Genomic DNA, 15,909 nt, shown 5'->3' on the forward strand with positions numbered 1-15,909 from the left:
CGAGCACTAGCGGGTGTCGCCAAATATCTCGGCCCATGCGTACTGGCTGTCGCGGGGCGCGGCGCGTAAGCTCCATGAATGCCGTCACCCTCTCCACAGGCCTTCGATCCTGCCACTGCTCCGATGGGTGACGCCATCGGATCGACGGGAGAGCATTTGGCTACTGCCGCTGCGCTGCGCGAGTCGATGACCAGCTCCCGGGCCAGAGCGCGATGGTATACGCTGGCGGTGCTGGGCGCCGTGGGTGGTGCCGTCCTCGTGCTGATCGCCTATCACAAGTTCGGTCTGGTGTTTCCCTTCGTGGCCGGCTTCACCATGGTGCTGCTGGTACCCGGTGGGTTTGGCCCTCTGCTGCTGGGCGGATGGGGCGCGGCCACGCTCACGTTACTTGATGCCGACTACGCGCAAGCGATCATACTTGGCCCCGACGGATACCGGCTCGCCGTGTACTACGTGCTGGCGTTGATCGCCGCGTTTTTCGGCGGGCGTCTACGCAGCAGCAAGCTGCGTACGCTCGAGCGCGAATCGCGGCTCTCCGGCGCACTTGCCCGGGTACAGGAGCTGTATGCCACGACGCAGGAATTCCACGTGCAGCAGCGCGCCGAACGCGATCTGCTGGAGGGTATTCTGGCCACCAGTATCGCCGGCGTGATCGTGGTGGACATCGGCGGGGCGATCATCTTCGCGAACGCGCGGGCCGAAGAAGTGCTTGGCCTGCGGGTCAGTGAGGTGCAGGGCCGTCGATTCGACGCTCCGGCGTGGCGCCACACCGATCTCGACGGTGGCCCGTTTCCCGAAGACCGCCAGCCGTTTGCCCAAGTGCTGCGCAGCGGCGAGCCCGTGTTCGACGTGCGCCACGGTCTCGAATGGCCTGATGGGCGACGGAAGTTGCTGTCGATCAACGGTGCGCCGCTGTTCGACGAGAAGGGCAAGATCGAGGCGGTCGTCGTCGGCGTTACAGACATTACCGATGTGATCGTGGCGGAACGCGAGCTCCGGGCACGCGATCAACGTCTCGATCAGATCACCTCCGTGATGCCTGGTATCGTGTACCAGTACGTGCGCACGGCCGACGGGCAGGAATCGTTTCCCTACATCAGCCAACTCGCCGAACGCGCGATCGGTGCGGATTTGGAGTCGATCATGCGGGCGCCCTCGGTGGCGTGGCGTCGCGTGCACCCCGACGACCTGCCGGGCCTGTTGGACTCGACCGCCCGTTCGCAGCGCGACCTGACCCCGTGGGCGTATGATTTCCGCGTGATCGACCGGCAGCACGACGGGCAGTGGCGATGGCTCAGTGGACAGGCGCTGCCGCAGCGCGGTTCAGACGGTTCAACGGTCTGGAACGGGGTCTTCATCGACGTAACCGATCGTCGCAAGTTGGAAGATGAGCTCCGTCAGGTGCAGCGCATCGAGAGCGTGGGACAACTCGCTGGCGGGATCGCCCACGACTTCAACAATGTGCTCACCACCATCATCGGTGAAGCGAGTCTGCTGGAGTTCGACGCCGTGCCGGGTGGTGACGTGGCGATCAGTGCGGGCCAGATTCGCGCGGCCGCCGAATCCGGTGCGGCGCTGAGCCGTCAGCTGCTGGGCTTCGCGCGGCGGCACGTGATGGCACCGCGAACAGTGGAGGTCACGGAGATCATCGACCGCGCCATTCCGCTGATTCGGCGTTTGCTGCGCGAGCGCATCAGTCTGCAACTCGACATCGCTGGCAACGCCGGTCGCGTGCGTGTTGACCCCGCGCTGTTCGATCAGGTGCTGATGAATCTTGCGGTGAATGCGAGTGACGCGATGCCCGACGGCGGCGTGCTGTCGATCCGGTGCGCGTTGCGGGCGGGTGACGTCGACTCGCTAGCGCTGCCGAATGCACCGCTCGGCCCGGTCGTCGTGTTCGAGATCAGCGACACCGGCGCGGGGATGACGGAAGAGACACGTCTTCGCGCACTCGAGCCGTTCTTCACCACGAAGGACGCCGGCAAGGGGTCGGGGCTCGGGCTCGCGACGAGCTATGGTATCGTCACGCAGGCCGGCGGCACCATGTCGATCAGTTCGGTGCCGGGGGAGGGCACGGTGGTGACGATCGTCCTCCCGGCTGCCGAAGGTGTGGCCGACGCGCCCGTGGTGCCGGAGAAGCCCGCAGCCGACGGCAATGAAACGCTAATGGTGGTCGACGATGACGAGCCGGTGCGCCGCGTGACGGCGGCGACGTTGCGGCGTCGCGGCTATCACGTGCTCGAGGCACCGGGAGGTCTCGAAGCCCTACGCATCGGCCGCGCGCTTGGCCGTCCCGTTGACCTGTTGGTGACCGATGTCGTGATGCCCGGCATGACCGGTGTCACACTGGCGCGCGAGTATTTGGCTGAATGCCTGACGACGCGCGTCCTCTATTTGTCGGGCTACCCGGAGGGCACAGTCACACAGCACGGCATCGTACCCGATGGTGTTGAACTGCTCACGAAGCCCTTCGACATCCAAGAGCTGTCACGTCGGGTGCGCAGTGTGCTCGATCAACCGGTGCGCGACTGAGTCAGTCGCATGCCGGAGCGCGCTCTCGCATCGCGCTATCGCATGGCGCGCGCATCGACGAGCGCGCTGTACAACATCGTCTGGAATCGGCCGACCACGTCGGTGCCGCTTGGGAGTTGATTGATCATGAACACGATGACGAGCCCTTCGGCGGGATCGACTTTGTAGTTCGATCCGTAGGCGCCGCCCCAACCGTACGTGCCGACCGACGACGAACCGGTCGCGCCGTAGCGTTCGGTGGTCTCGAAGCCAAGACCAAATCCGGTGGTCGTGCCGTGCAGCGTACCCACCTGATTGGTGGTCATCAGGGCCACGGTGTGCGGCGCGAGATATTGCTGGCCGTTCCAGCGGCCGCCGTGGGCGATCATCTGCAGAAATCGCGCATAGTCACGGGCGGTGGACACGAGTCCTGCGCCACCGGCAAAGCTCACGCGTGGCCCGTCGACGTAGTGCCCCTGACCGCGCGCACCGTCTGACGCACGGCGCACGCGACCGGAGTCGTTGGCGTAGACCGTGACGAGGCGATTGCGCTGGGCGACCGGCAGGAAGAAGTGGGTGTCGCGCATGCCGAGCGGTTGCGTGAGACGCGAGCGCAGAAACGCGTCGAGCGGCATGCCAGACGCGCGCTCGACGATGCACCCGAGGATGTCGGTATTGTAGCCGTACACCCATGCCTCGCCGGGCTGCGCCACGAAGGGCAGCGTGCCGAGTCGGTCCATCGTGGTGCAGACAGGTTCGGTCTTGTCGGCGGTGTACCAGCCGAAGCCGGCGGCGGGACCGAGGCCCTGTAGTTCGTAGCGGGCGCGCACCGATGCGTCGGTGCCGTAGGAAATGCCGGCGGTATGCGTGAGCAGATCGCGGATGGAGATGGCGCGTCGGGCCGCGACGATCGACACCCCGGTGTCGGTGCGTGTGGCGACGGTGGTCCGGGCGAACGACGGCAGGAAGCGGCTCACTGGCGTCGCGAGCGTGAGTCGTCCTTCCTCGAGGAGCATGAGGACGGCGGTGCTGGTGAGCGCCTTGCTCTGCGAGGCGATGCGGAACACGGCATCCGGTGTCATGCGCCGCTGCGCTTCGCGATCGCTCCAGCCGACGGCACGTTCGTACACCACCTGATCGTCTCGCAACACGAGGGCCACCGCGCCCGCGATTTCGTCCTGCGCCACGGCGGCGTCGAGCATGGAGTCGATCCGGGCCAGCCGATCGACCGCGAAACCCTGGCGTCGGGTTGTCGCTTCGCGCGACGCGGGCCTCGGTGCGGACTGCGCACCCAGGTCAGTGGTCAGCGGCACACTGACGAGGAGCATCATCGCGAGGACAATCGCGCAGGACCGCACAGAACTCGACGGACGGGACATGAGGAGGCGTGTCGGGGGACAGTCGACCAGCGAAAACGATCTGCCACGGCTTCCGCATTGGCGGCGTTTGGGCGAAGCTACGCCATGCAATGGACGAAGGCTACTCCACGTGTTCTGACGGCGGTGTCGGTCGCCGCGATACTCGGCGCGTGTGCAACTGGCGAGTCGCCGACCGAGCCGGTCACGCCGCCCCCACCCCCGCCGCCGGTCGTCTTTACCGTGCCGGCGGTCGTGCGCGAGTTCCGGGGGATGTGGATCGCGACCGTCGCCAACATCGACTGGCCATCGCGCAGCGGCCTCTCGGTGGCACAGCAGCAGACCGAGTTCTCGCTGATCCTGGACGCGGCGGAGCAGGCCGGGTTGAACGCCGTGGTCCTGCAGGTCCGCGCGGCCGGCGACGCCATGTTCCCGTCGACGCTCGAGCCGTGGTCGCGCTCGCTTTCCGGTACGCAGGGTGTCGACCCTGGCTACGACCCACTGGCCTATGCGATCACGCAGGCGCGACTGCGCGGCCTCGAAGTGCACGCCTGGTTCAATCCGTTCCGCGCCGCGAATCTCAGCGACACGCTGCGACTGGCGAGTTCGCACCTCGCCGTTCGTCGTCCCGATCTCACGCGCAAGTATTGCACGCAGCTCTGGTTCGATCCGGGTGAAGCCGCCGTGCAGGATCAGGCGATCGCCGTGATTACCGATGTGCTGCGCCGTTACGACGTGGACGCAGTGCATCTCGATGACTTTTTTTATCCGTATCCCGACACGAGATGTGTGGGGCTCGATTTCCCCGACAGTACCACGTACGCCACGTATCTACGGGGCGGAGGGCTGCTGGCTCGCGCCGACTGGCGCCGCGACAATGTGAACCGGTTCGTGGAGCGGTTGTATCGGGAGGCGCACGTGGTGTCGCCGACGGCGCGCGTCGGCATCAGCCCGTTCGGTATCTGGCGTCCGGGGAGCCCGGCGGGCATCGTCGGACTCGACTCGTACGCCTCGATCTACGCCGACTCACGCACGTGGTTGCAACGCGGCTGGGTGGACTACTTCGCGCCGCAGCTGTATTGGTCGATCGCGTCCACCGGCCAAAGCTTTGGTGCGCTGCTGTCGTGGTGGGGACAGCAGAACACGATGCGTCGTCATCTCTGGCCCGGCCTGGCGGCGTATCGTGTCAGCGACGGCAGCACGAGTCCGTACACGGCGGCGGAAATTCCGGCGCAGGTGCAGCTCACGCGCGGGCAGAACGCCGCGGCGGGTGGTTCGACCGGATCATTGCTCTACAACACGACCGTGGTGCTGAACGATCGCGGCGGGCTGCGTTCGTTGCTCACGAGTGGCGTGTTCGCCGCCCGCGCATTGCCGCCCGCTACCGATTGGCTCGACGCGGTGTCGCCGCCGGCACCGACGATCGGCGTGACGTCGCTCGGTGCCGTGCTGCGCGTGTCGATCACGCCGGTCACGAGTGAACCGCTGTCGTGGTACCTCGTCCGCTGGCGCACCAACGGCACGTGGTCGCAGCGTGTGCAGCGAGTCACGGCGCTCACCGTGGATGTGCCATCGGCGGGAACGGATGGCGTCGTGGTCAACGCCATCGACAAGGTGGGCAACGCCAGTACCGACGTGGTGTGGCGCCCGTAGTCGCGGCACCGGCGCGCACTACTCGTCCATGTGCGTGTTGTCGCGCGTTTCCGGCATCGTGGCATACACGACCAGCGAGGCGAGAATGCAGCCGGTGACGTACCAGTAGAACCAACGCTCGTGGCCCATGTTCTTGAACCAGAGCGCGAAGTATTCCGCGGTGCCACCGAACACGGAGACCGCGACGGCATACGGGAAGCCAACGCCGAGGGCGCGAATGCTGGTCGGGAAGAGCTCGGCCTTCACGACGGCGTTGATGGCGGTGTAGCCGCTGACGGCAACGAGCGCGATGATGAGCAGCGTGAGCGCCTGCGGAATCGTACGGGCCCCTTCGAGCGCGGTGAGCACGGGCACTGTGCCAAGGGTGCCGAGAACGCCGAAGGCGGTGAGGACCGGCCGTCGACCGATGCGGTCGGAGAGGGCGCCGATGGCTGGCTGCAGCATCATGTAGATCAGCAGGGAGATCGCGTTGATATACGTCGCGTCGCTCTTGCTGAAGCCGGCGGTGTTCACCAGGAACTTCTGCGCGTACGTCGTGAACGTGTAGAACGCGACGGTGCCGCCAGCGGTGAGGCCGACCACGGTGAGCACGGCGCGCGGGTGCGCCATGAGGCCACGCGCCGTGGCGGCCGCGCTCTGGGGCGGACGTGATGCGCGATCCTTCTCGAACGCCGACGTCTCTTCGAGGCCGCGGCGCATAGCTACGGCAACGACGGCCAACGCGGCACCGACGATGAACGGAATACGCCAGCCCCACGACTCCAATTCGGCCGGCGCCATCGTGCGCTGCAACAACAGCAGCATCGCCAGCGCCAATAACTGGCCCATGATGAGCGTGACGTACTGAAAGCTCGACCAGAAACCGCGATGCGTCTTGCCGGCCATTTCACTGAGATAGGTCGCACTGGCGCCGTATTCACCGCCCACGCTCAGTCCCTGCAGCAGGCGGGCCAGCACGAGCATGGCCGGCGCGATCACGCCGATCTTCGCGTAGCTTGGCGTGATCGCGATCAGCAGCGAGCCACCGCACATCAGCAACACGGACAACGTGAGCGCGGCGCGACGTCCGTGCTTGTCGGCGTAGCGGCCCATCAGCCAGCCACCGGCGGGTCGCATGAGAAAGCCCACGGCGAATACCGCTGCCGCGTTCAACAGCTGCACGGTCTGATTGGCGGGTGGAAAGAAGCTCTTCGCGAAATAGAGCGAAAAGGCCGAGTACACGTACCAGTCGTACCATTCGACGAGGTTGCCCACCGAGCCGCCCACGATGGAGCGCAGGCGACTGCGGGCCGACTTGGGGGCGCCGATCGCGGTCGTGATCGGCGCGCTCATGTGGCGACCTGCGCGTCGATGGTGCGGGCCAAGAGGTCGAGGAGGTCGGACTCGGTGTGGACGCCGGGGACGTCGTGCATGTCGATCACGTAGCCATGGCGTGAAGCGATCGCCTCATAGAGTGGAATACGGTGGGCGAGCAGCTGTTCGAATCCCCACACCGCGAAGTCGTCTGGATCGACCGCGTCGTTGTGCCCGATGCCGCGCAACGATTGGTACTCGGTCCACTTCGCATCGAGGAATGCCGGATTGTAGTACATGGGTTTCGGATGCGCGCGGAAGCGATCCACCAACATGCGCGTGTGTTCCGCCGACCCGCGGATGTATACGAGCAGGCTGTGATCGGCGAGGCACCGCAGAACGGGATCCTGCTCGTCGAACGGGTCGACGACTTCGCACAGACTGCCGCCCGAGTCGCAGACGAAATGCGTGTAGCCGTAGATGTCCTTGGCGCGTTCGATGAACTCGGGCACGTCGAGCAACGCCCGGATCTCCGCCACTCGGTGCTGGGCCTGCCGGCGCCGGTATTCGTCGAACGACAGACCGCCCCGCTCGGGATCGCCCGGTTGGCCCAGATAGGTGGACAGCGGACTCAAATTCTCGAACGAGATGTTGGAGCGGATGTAAATCGAGTCGGAGCGCAGCAACTGGCGCAGGAAGGGATTCCGCATCGCCTCCCGCTTGAAGTTGTCGACAATGTGCTCGTCCATGTATCGCGTGCCGATGCGATAGTCGACGGAATACTGGAACCAGTCGTGCTTCTGCAGCAGTCCGGCGAGCGAGGTTTTGCCCACGCCGGACATGCCGAAAAAGGTCACGGCATGGGCGTGCTGGTCACGGAGGGCTCGTCCCGATGAGAATCGCATCGTGCTAACTTCCGCTCCGGCTTCAAGGACCTCAACCCCTCCCCCCGAATGTCGTTCGCCAAGCATGGCCTGCAGGTCTTCGATATCCCGATCACGGTGGTGCCGGCGGACATCGACGACAATGACCACGTCAACAACGTGGTGTACCTGCGCTGGATCTTCGACGTGGCGCTGGCCCACTGGAACGCCAGCGCCTCCGACGCGATGAAAGCGGTGTATGGCTGGGTCGCCACGCGCCACGAAATCGACTATCGCCGGGAAGCGGTGTTCGGAGACGCGATTGTGGCGCGCACCTGGATCGGCGCGGTCGATTCACGGCGATTCGAGCGGCATACCGAAATCGTGCGGACCGCTGATGATCACGTGCTGGCCCGCGGCCGGTCGCTGTGGACGCTGATTTCACGCGACACGGGACGGATCACGCGCATTCCGCCCGACATGGTCACCCTCTTCTCGGCGTACATGCACCCGGCCTGAGCGGGTCCGGTCTTGGCCGGTCCGTTTACTGCCGGTCCGGTTACTGCCGCGCGAAGGCCCGTGAGCCGGCGTAGAGATAGGCGGCCTTGCCGTTGTCCGTGCGCGCGTACACACGCCTCGGCGCCCCCTGCGGCGGTGTCACTTCCAGTTCCTGCGTCCCGACCATCTTCACAGTCATCGTGATGCCGCCCTGCAACATCTTCAGCGCGCCGTCCTGTTCGCGCACCTCGAGGACGTTGCGTCCCTGCACATACCGGCCCACCAGCGCCGCGCGCTCGGCGGCGTTGGCGTCTCGCGGCACCGCTGCCGTGACTTTCGGCTGGGCATAGCCCACCGCCAACTGTAGGGCGGCCGATTCGATCGCATCGATCCCCGAGCCGGGGCCGTTGACGAGCACGATCACGGCGGCCTTGCGGTCGGGGAGCATGGTGACGCTCGCGTTGTAGCCGTTGATCGCCCCGCCGTGCGTCCAGACGCGATCCTTGCCCGAGCGTCCAACCACAAGGCCATAGCCGTACATCGCGGAGTCGAGTCCTGAACCGCCCGGGTGGGCCACGTAGCCGGTGGTGACACGGCGCACAGCACCGGCCGAGAACGCCTGCGCGCCGTCGATCATACCACCGTTCATCAGGGCGATCGCAAATCGCGCCAACTCCGGCGCCGTGGCGAACAGAAATCCCGCCGCCCACTGCGCGGTATTCTCCGTCATCGGGCGCACCATCTGCATGCCGTTGGCGCCGGCCTGGTGCCCCATCGCAATCGGATACGTCAGCGCTTCCAGCGGCTTGAAGGTGCTGAGCTTCATCGCGGCTGGTCGCATCACGAGCGATTCCACCAGCGCCGCGAAGCGCTGCTTGCCGGCCACTTCCGCCACGTAGCCCGCCATCGAGATGCTGGGGTTCGAGTAAGAGAACGTGCGTCCGGGCTCGGTATAGAACAGCGTATCGCCGACTTCGCGCATCACTTCGCCCAGTGCGCCTTCACCCATCCGCCCATACGCGACGGCATTGTCGAGCCACCCGGCGCTGTGCGTCATGAGTTGCTGCGTCGTGACGGCACCGACCTTCTTCCCCTTCAGCGACGGCACGATGTCGGCGATCGGCACCGACATGTCGATGCGCTGTTGCTCGGCCAATTCGGCGAGCATCGTTCCGGTAAACATCTTGGTGACGGAGCCAACGCGCAGCAGCATGTCGGCAGTCATCCGTTGCTGGGTCTCGACGTTGGCGAGGCCGTAGCCCTGCGCATAGGCGAGCTTGCCGTCGACGACCACGGCCACGGTGGCCCCGGGCGCTTTCGACGTGGCGAGGGCCACGCGGGCCACGCTGTCGAGGCGAGGCGCCCAGCTGGGCGTTGTTGTTCCTGGGGCTGCTTGCGCGTGTCCGATGCGGGCAGCAATCGCCAGCACGACCGTGGCGACGGCGATGGGGGAGCGGGAAATTAGCATCTGTAGATCATGCTGGGTGGACGTCCGCTGGCAAGTAGCTGCGGATGCGTTTGGGGAACCGAATGGTGGTTCGCGCGATAAGATTGAGCTATGACCAGACCCTTATTGAGGTCGCCGTCGGTGCTGCTACTGACGGCGCTGTGCACCCTCGGCGCCTGCTCGAACTCGCCGTCCGATCCCGTCGTGTGTGACACGTCGGCGCGCGCCGGTATCACGGTCACGATCAAGGATGCCGAGACGAATGCGCCGCTGGCCGCGACGGCGCGCGGCGTGGTGCGCGACGGCGCGTACGTGGACTCGCTCGTCCTCGTCGCCCCCGACACGCGTGCGGCGGCGTTGGAGCGTTCGGGGACGTACAGCGTCGAGGTGCGCCTGGCGGGCTATCAGAACTTCAACGCGTCGAACGTCCGCGTCACGGCTGGCACCTGCCATGTGAACGCGGTGGTGGTGCCGGCGTTGCTGTTGAAGGTTCGCAGTTAACGGCGCTTCAACTTCGCGGCTCGTTTCGCTCAGCTATTGGCTCGCTGGCTCGTGGTACGTGACGGCGGCTTCGGTGTGGCAGTGTCCGGCGCGAGCGGGCGGATTCCTTTCGCCGCTTGCTGCGCGGGGATGGCCGCGCGCCTGTCGCTGCGCTCCGGCGCCGGCCCCTCCCACGCAGAGGCGGCTGCAGGGACCCCCGTCGCGCCCTGGTGGTGACGGGTCGTCGCGACGGCAAGGCGCCGGCGGCGAGCGCGGGGCGTGACGTCACCGAGGCGCTTGTGCCACCGAACAGTGTGCGCGACTTGCCCCGAGCGGACGCCGGTCTTTACGGGGGAGGGCGCGCGCTTGGCGGATGCACGAGGATGCGCGGCCATCCGCCCGCAGAAAAGCCGCGAAGGGGAGACCACGCGCCCGAACCGCATGCCGGTCACCGAACGCGGCGCCCTTTCACGCCGACGAACAATCCGCCGCGCAACCGCACCACGATCTCGCCGTCGAGCCAATTACAAATCGGCCGACACGCGGAGCACAAAGGCGCGTCCCGCCGCGTCCGCGAACTCCTTGTAGCGGGACATGAAGTCGCGGTAGCGCGTATCGAACAGGTTGCGCACGCTCAGATCCACGTGCACGAGTCCGCGCGGTGTGAGGCGACTGAACCCCGCCGACGTTGAGACGACATTCCACGCCTGAGGTGCAAAGTCGCTGCGGAAGGTGCGCGTCTGCTTGGTGTTCCACTCGCTCGAGAGCGAGGCGTGACGACCGGGCGCGCGTTCATCCCATCGCATCGTGAGCACGGCGCGCGGCGGCGGCACGAAGGGCAGGGCGGTGCGGTCGCTCGTGTTGGTGGCGTGCACGACGTCGGCGGTGGTCTGCAGCGACAACGTGCGGGTAAGCGACACGGCCGCTCCCAGCTCGGCACCGACCAAGCGCGCGTTGCCCTGCTCGATCTGCAGCGAGTCGAGCGCGCGCCCCGGCATGCCGACCGGCGTGAGGTAGATGTAGTCGCGAATGCGATTCACGTATCCGGTGAGTTCGCCCGTCACGCGAGTCGTGCGCAGGCGTAACGCGGCGTCGACGTTCACACTCGACTCCACCCGCAAATCGGCGCGACCGATCTCGAACGCTCGGGTGCCTTCGTGAAAGCCGTTGGCGAACAGGTCGGACGCACTCGGCGAGCGGAATCCGCGCGCCACGTTCACAGCCACGGACAGCGGGGAGGTGGGTCGATAGACCGCGCCAAGCGTGCCCGTGGTCGCGGTGAAGGCGCGATCGGTTGGCAGGAGGCCGAGCACGCCATTGCCCGGCGTGGACAACGTGCGCCAATCATGACGCGCGCCGGCGGAGAGCGCGAAGTCGCCCACGTTGCGCTGCTCCAGCACATACACGCCCAACGAGCGGGCGGTGTTGTCAGGGATCAGCGTCTGCGAACCGAACGTGCTGAACCGTGTGTGTTGCACGGCGAGGCCGAATACGCCGGTGGCACCGGCGATCGGCGTGTGGTGCCAATGGGCAAAGCCTGACGCCGTGCGTGATAGCAAGCCGAGCGCTACGGTCTTCGTGCGATCGTCGCCGAACTCGGCCCGTCGATTCTGTTCGATGCCGGCCTGCAATTGCAGGCGCTGACCGCCGCGTCGCACGTTGGCGTCGACGGTACCGCGCAGCGTGCGGATCTGCTGCCGGCCAGTGTAGTTCGGGGCCGTGATCGGGTCGTCGGCCACTTGAATGCGCTCGTCGCGCAGCGAGCCGGTGCCGGTGACGTCGGCGCGCGCCCCCTGCCAACCCAACGCGCCTTCGGTGTAGCCGGTCATGTTGCCGGTATTGGGCACGATGCCGCCTGGCGTGCGCAGATCCACAGCGCGTCGGCCGGTGCCGCTGAGTCGCCAACCGAGCGAGCCCGCACCTACTGCGCTCGCGCCTTCGCCAACCAAGGTGAGTGAGGGCGAATGCGCGGCGCTGTTCCACGCCGTCGCGATGCGGCCACGCGTCACGCGCTCGCCGTGCTCCGCGATCGGGAGCGGGCGCCGCACCACGTTGACCACGCCACCCAGCGCGTCGGACCCGTACAGCACACTGGCCGGTCCCTTCACGACCTCGAGTCGCTCGGCGTCGGCCGACTCTACGTTCGGGGAGTGGTCGTGTCCCCACTGCTGGGTCTCGGTGCGCTGGCCGTTAGCGAGGGTGACCACGCGATTATTGGTCAGCCCGCGGATGACGGGTTTGCCGATGCCGGTGGTCATGGAGAGCGACCGGATGCCTGGGATCTGCTGCAGCGTTTCGCCAAGCGAGGCGGAGTTGGCGCGTCGGAGTTCGGCCCCGGTTAGAAGGGCCGTGGGTTGCGCAATGCGGCGCGCCTCGGTGGCCACGGCGGTCGCCGTGACCTGCAGCGTCGGGAGCGCACGGGCGGTGGTGTCGCGCTTCGAGCTGTCGGCGGGCTGTTGCTGGGCCGAGAGCGCTCTGGCCGACAAACCGGAGGCCGTGAGGGCGCAGATCGAGAGTAAGCGAATAATCAGGTGTCGCATGGGCATAAGAAAAGATTAGGCGAGGCTAAAACAGGACGCAAGCCTGACGTTATAGCGAGCCCGACTTTAGCGCCTGTACTGCGGTAAGCGCTCTCCGTTACCCGAACAGGCTATTAGCTGGGCGAGACGTCTGGCCCTGGTGGCGGGCTGCTTGGCGCCGATCACCCACCAGGTCGCCTGCTTTCGATACCCGGCCGGCTGCCGCTCGAAGAACGCGAGCGCGTGCGGGCTGACGGCGAACTCGATGAGATCGGCGTCCGTGAACGCGACGTCGGCCTGCTCGAACGCGTACACCTTCGATTTCGCGTCGGTGCGCGCGTGATAGGCCGCCAATCCGGCCGCCTGCATGCGATCCTCGGCGATCAGCGACTCGACGTGCTGCAGATTGACCGCGCTCCAAATGCTGCCGGCGTTACGTGGCGTGAAGCGGATGGAATAGCGCGCGTCGTCGACGCGGCGACGCACGCCGTCAATCCACCCGAAGCAGAGCGCCTCGCGCACCGATTCGGTCCACGTCATGGATGGCGTACCGGTGCCCACCTTGTGAAAACCCACCACGAGCTCGCGATGCGAGTCGTGGTGGGTTGCGAGCCAGCGCCGGAAGTCGGCGGCACTGGCGAAGTAGTGCGGAGTCGGTGGCGTGGTCACCAGCGGAATCTACGGAACGAGCGCCGCTTTGGCCTGTGCCGGCTTCGGGTTCTTCACGTACGTATCCATCCACGCCACCCAGCGCGCCCACAGGTCGAGGTCACTGGCGTACGTGGCCACGCTGTGATCTTCGTACGGATACATGTAGAGCGCGGCCTGCTTGCCGAGTCCCTGCAACGCGAGGAACATGCGACGCGAGCTGATCGGATCGGTGCCCTGATTCTGATCTTCGATGGCGTGGTACATGAGCAGCGCCCCCGAGATCTTGTCGGCCCGCAGGAACGGCGACATGTCGAGGTACGTGTCCTGCGCCTGATAGAAGTTGCGACGCTCGCTCTGGAAGCCGAAGGGCGTGAGCGTGCGGTTGTACATGCCGTCGCCGGCAATGCCCGCCTTGAAGTTCGGCATGAGCGTGAGCGCATTGACGGTGCTGAAGGCGCCGTAGCTGTGTCCGCCGATGCCCATCTTGTCGCGATCCACGAAGCCGGCTTCCACGACGGCGTCGAGTACGGCATCAAGATTTTCCTTGAGGTCCCGCGTGTAATTGTCGTTCATCTTGCCGGCGTCGCCGAAGATCGGGATATCGGGTTCGATGAACGCGTAGCCCTGACTCACCCACAGCTTGGTGGCGGTGGCCGGACGCGCCGACGGGACTTCGGGGAACTTGTTGATGTTCGTGGTATAGCGCGTGCGCTCGTAGTCCTGCGCGCTGCTGAATTCGCGCGGATAGAACCAGATCACGCCGGGGAGCTTCGTGCCCGGCTGCCAGTCACGCGGCACCGTGACTTCCACCCAGAACTTGGTGCCGTCGCGCGGGCGCGTGACTTCGAGGCGCTTGAACTGCGCACCAGTGACTTCGGGAGCCACGTCGCGATTCGTCGTGAGCTTCTTGGCGTCGGTGCTGCCCGCCGTACGCAGCCAGGCATCGGTGATGGTGGTGTTCGACTCGCGCGTGACGATGAACTGCGAGACGTCATCGTCGAGCGGCGCGACGAACTCTTCGTACATGTTCGCCGGGCTATCCATCACGCGCGTGCGGGTCTTCGATTCGATGTCGAGCTTGTCGACCCACGGACGCGGCGCCTGCGTGGCCCACTTGGCGCCATACGCCCGCGTGCCGGAGAGCGCGATCGACTTGCCGTCCTTGGCGAGCAGCACGTACCGACGTCCACCAGGTGCGGTACGCAGCAGCACCGCACCCTGCGTGGAGTCTGCGGCGCCTCGCGCGGCACCACCGCCGCCACCGAAGCCGGCAATAGCGGCCGGCAGCGTGACCGTACGACCGAGGTTGTAGCGCTTCGAGGTGTCCTTCACGCGCACGCCGATCGTCGCGCCGCTGTCGGTCACGAACATCGTGCTGCTGTCGCTGCTGTACAGCACCGTCGACAGCTGCGCGCTACCGCGATACAGCACTGTGGTATCGTTGGCGCCGAACGGCGCGCGCCAATGCACGACCTTGCCGGTTTGCACGTACAGCAGTCCGGTGCCGATCGGATTCCACTGGATGTTGCGCTTGGCGCTGTCGGCGCCGAATCCGCGACGGGCGGCGCCGGGTGCGGCGGTGGGATCGCCGTTGTCGGCGGGCGCCCCTTCACGGAGCGCCGTGGTGGCGAGCGTCGTGATCACACGGCCGCTGGCGTCCCACAGCTCTTCGACCGAACCGAAGGCCGACGCCGGCACGAGATACGAATACGGCTCCGCCATACGCGTCACGCGCACGAAGGCTCCATCGGGGGATGCGTCGATATCGCGAATCGTGGCCGGCGCACCGATCGCGCGTACGGCCTTGGCTTTCACGTCGATGAGGGCGAGCTGCCCCTTGGTGTAATACGTGAGCTGTGCCTTGTCGTGCGGATCCTGCAGCAAGCTGAAATGCACCGGTTGCGGCACGGCGCGCGCATCGGTGAGCCGCACCTGCGGGCCATCTTCGATGCCGCCGTCGCCATGCTCCGGGGCCGCGCCACGGTTCTCCGGTACCAGCACCGCCGCGATGTAGCGACCGTCGGCGGTGAACTCGATGGTCGTCACGAGCGTGGCCAGCAGCGCACGACGCGACAGCTGCGTCGACTTGCCGCTCGCGACATCGGCCACGTACACGTGCGAGCCGGTCGGGAAATTCGCGATATACGCCACCTGCGTACCGCGTGGTGACCACACCGGCGACGAGATCGACGCACCGGCGGGCACGCTGAGCGCACGCGTGGTGCCCGTCTTCGGATCGACGAGCGTGAGGCCGTGGCGATTGCTGGTGGTCAGCGATCGCGCGCGATTGGCTCGCGTGTCGACCTGCACGCCACCAAGCCAGATGTGCGGTGCGCCGTACGCCTTGATGTCGCCACGGTCACTGCCGGTCGCGCGCAAGAACCAGCGACGATCAGGGCTCGCGTTCGTGAACGAAATATCGACCCGGGGCGTGGTAATGATACGCACGAGATTCTCGGGCGGTTTGACGAATGATTCGGCGCGCAGGATCTGCTGCGCATCCCACCCGCCGTTGGCATTCTGCGCTTGCACGAGTGTGGGTGTTGCGACAACGAGGGCCGTAGCCAGACGGGACGCGACCCGTCGGGGGGACATCACAAACATGCTCGACTCCGGAGGTGGGAGAGACTCTCGGAAAG

11 protein-coding genes are annotated in these 15,909 nt (G+C 66.3%); 4 read left to right on the forward strand and 7 right to left on the reverse strand.

Translation table 11 applies throughout. From position 1 onward, the window contains the following. Window positions 1-78: 78 nt before the first annotated feature. The gene (locus tag RMP10_RS03070; RefSeq protein ID WP_310568986.1) at window positions 79-2,532 is read left to right on the forward strand and encodes a PAS domain S-box protein; all 2,454 of its coding nucleotides are present in this window, start codon (window positions 79-81) and stop codon (window positions 2,530-2,532) included. A gap of 35 nt (window positions 2,533-2,567) precedes the next feature. Here RMP10_RS03070 and RMP10_RS03075 read toward each other — a convergent pair whose 3' ends face one another. Continuing rightward, entirely contained in the window at window positions 2,568-3,842 is a 1,275-nt protein-coding gene (locus tag RMP10_RS03075; protein WP_310568987.1) for a serine hydrolase domain-containing protein, read from the reverse strand. A gap of 132 nt (window positions 3,843-3,974) precedes the next feature. Between RMP10_RS03075 and RMP10_RS03080 the strand changes: the two genes are divergently transcribed. Further along, window positions 3,975-5,519: a family 10 glycosylhydrolase gene (locus RMP10_RS03080; protein ID WP_310568988.1), complete on the forward strand. Its 1,545-nt coding sequence runs from the start codon at window positions 3,975-3,977 to the stop codon at window positions 5,517-5,519. An 18-nt stretch (window positions 5,520-5,537) separates the two neighbouring features. On the opposite strand, the gene RMP10_RS03085 is transcribed toward RMP10_RS03080, so the two are convergent. Next, complete coding sequence (locus tag RMP10_RS03085) at window positions 5,538-6,851, reverse strand: MFS transporter (protein WP_310568989.1); 1,314 nt, start codon at window positions 6,849-6,851, stop codon at window positions 5,538-5,540. Next, window positions 6,848-7,717 carry an ATPase gene (locus RMP10_RS03090; protein ID WP_310568990.1) on the reverse strand — a complete coding sequence of 290 codons (870 nt, stop codon included), beginning with the start codon at window positions 7,715-7,717 and terminating at the stop codon, window positions 6,848-6,850. Before RMP10_RS03090 ends, RMP10_RS03085 begins: the two co-directional genes overlap by 4 nt. Window positions 7,718-7,765: 48 nt before the next feature. On the opposite strand from RMP10_RS03090, the gene RMP10_RS03095 reads away from it, so the two are divergent. Continuing rightward, entirely contained in the window at window positions 7,766-8,194 is a 429-nt protein-coding gene (locus RMP10_RS03095) for a thioesterase family protein (protein ID WP_309672506.1), read from the forward strand. Between the two features lie 40 nt (window positions 8,195-8,234). Here the strand turns inward: RMP10_RS03095 and RMP10_RS03100 are convergent, their stop codons facing one another. After that, window positions 8,235-9,641: a serine hydrolase domain-containing protein gene (locus RMP10_RS03100; RefSeq protein WP_310568991.1), complete on the reverse strand. Its 1,407-nt coding sequence runs from the start codon at window positions 9,639-9,641 to the stop codon at window positions 8,235-8,237. A 90-nt stretch (window positions 9,642-9,731) separates the two neighbouring features. Between RMP10_RS03100 and RMP10_RS03105 the strand changes: the two genes are divergently transcribed. Continuing rightward, the gene (locus RMP10_RS03105; RefSeq protein WP_310568992.1) at window positions 9,732-10,121 is read left to right on the forward strand and encodes a hypothetical protein; all 390 of its coding nucleotides are present in this window, start codon (window positions 9,732-9,734) and stop codon (window positions 10,119-10,121) included. A gap of 503 nt (window positions 10,122-10,624) precedes the next feature. On the opposite strand, the gene RMP10_RS03110 is transcribed toward RMP10_RS03105, so the two are convergent. The 3 genes from RMP10_RS03110 to RMP10_RS03120 all read right to left on the reverse strand — a co-directional run bounded on the left by RMP10_RS03110 (window position 10,625) and on the right by RMP10_RS03120 (window position 15,874). After that, window positions 10,625-12,640 carry a TonB-dependent receptor gene (locus RMP10_RS03110; RefSeq protein ID WP_310568993.1) on the reverse strand — a complete coding sequence of 672 codons (2,016 nt, stop codon included), beginning with the start codon at window positions 12,638-12,640 and terminating at the stop codon, window positions 10,625-10,627. 66 nt (window positions 12,641-12,706) lie between these two features. Further along, entirely contained in the window at window positions 12,707-13,288 is a 582-nt protein-coding gene (locus tag RMP10_RS03115; RefSeq protein ID WP_310568994.1) for a YdeI/OmpD-associated family protein, read from the reverse strand. A 9-nt stretch (window positions 13,289-13,297) separates the two neighbouring features. Beyond that, window positions 13,298-15,874 (reverse strand): prolyl oligopeptidase family serine peptidase, encoded by a 2,577-nt coding sequence (locus RMP10_RS03120; protein WP_310568995.1) that lies wholly within the window; start codon window positions 15,872-15,874, stop codon window positions 13,298-13,300. Between the last annotated feature and the right edge of the window lie 35 nt (window positions 15,875-15,909).

Source organism: Gemmatimonas sp., from assembly GCF_031426495.1.
Classification (GTDB): domain Bacteria; phylum Gemmatimonadota; class Gemmatimonadetes; order Gemmatimonadales; family Gemmatimonadaceae; genus Gemmatimonas.